At 73.3% G+C, this 982-nt stretch carries 1 protein-coding gene; it reads left to right on the forward strand.

What is annotated here, in order from left to right; translation table 11 throughout:
- Positions 1 to 280 precede the first annotated feature (280 nt).
- Positions 281 to 868, forward strand: a complete 588-nt coding sequence (locus DEIPI_RS29975; RefSeq protein WP_045233994.1) for a class I SAM-dependent methyltransferase — start codon at positions 281 to 283, stop codon at positions 866 to 868.
- Positions 869 to 982: the final 114 nt, after the last annotated feature.

Raw genomic sequence — 982 nt, forward strand, 5'->3', positions numbered from 1 at the left:
CCGCCCGTGGCGGCGAGGGCGCGCCGGAGCCGTTCGCGGTCGAAGAGGCCGACGAGGGCGGCGACGAGCAGCAGGGCGAGCAGCAGGACGAGGGCGGGAAGCGCGAGCGACGTGAGTCGGCGCAGCGCGTCCACGAGCGCTTCGAGCGCGGTCTGGACCACGAATTCCTCCTTGAGTGTCTGCTGAGAGCCTAGCCGACCCGCGTGAGGCGCGTGCGAAGATTCCTGACGCGCCTCACACGTTCGCCCGCGTGCCGTGGGTTCGGCGGCATACTGTGCGCGTGACCGCACCCCTGAACGTGATCATCGGCGCCGGGGACCAGGCCTGGGACGGCTGGACGCCCACGCACCGCGAGGAGCTCGACCTCACCGACCCCGCGAGCTTCGAACGCTGGTTCGGCGAGCGCCGCGCGGACGCCTTCCTGTGCGAGCACGTCTGGGAGCACCTCACGCTGGAGCAGGGCGCGGAGGCCGCGCGGTTGTGCTTCGAGTACCTCCGGCCGGGCGGCTGGCTCCGCTGCGCCGTGCCGGACGCGAACTTCCCCGACGAGGCGTACCAGCGCACCGTGCGGATCGGCGGGCCGGGTCCGGCGGACCATCCGGCGGCGGACCACAGGGTCGTGTACGACGCGCGCACGCTGCGCCGGGTGTTCGAGTCGGCGGGCTTCGAGGTGGAGCTCCTGGAGTACTGCGACGACGGGGGCCGCTTCCACTACCACGGGTGGGACGTGACGACCGGGCCGATCTATCGGTCGCTGCTGCTCGATCACCGCAACCGCGACGGTCGGCTCGGGTTCGTGTCGCTCATCGTGGAGGCGAGGAGGCCCGCGTCCGCGGGGCCTCCTCGCGGTCCTTCGCGGGCGTCCTAGACGCGGCGGGCGCGCATGAGCTGCCGGCGCGCGAGGGCGTCCTGGAGTTCGTCGCGCAGGTCCGGCGTGAGGGTGCCGAGCAGCGCGCGCTCCATCAGGGGGTCCCGGCCGCCG

Source organism: Deinococcus pimensis DSM 21231 (assembly GCF_000519345.1).
Classification (GTDB): Bacteria; Deinococcota; Deinococci; order Deinococcales; family Deinococcaceae; genus Deinococcus_A; species Deinococcus_A pimensis.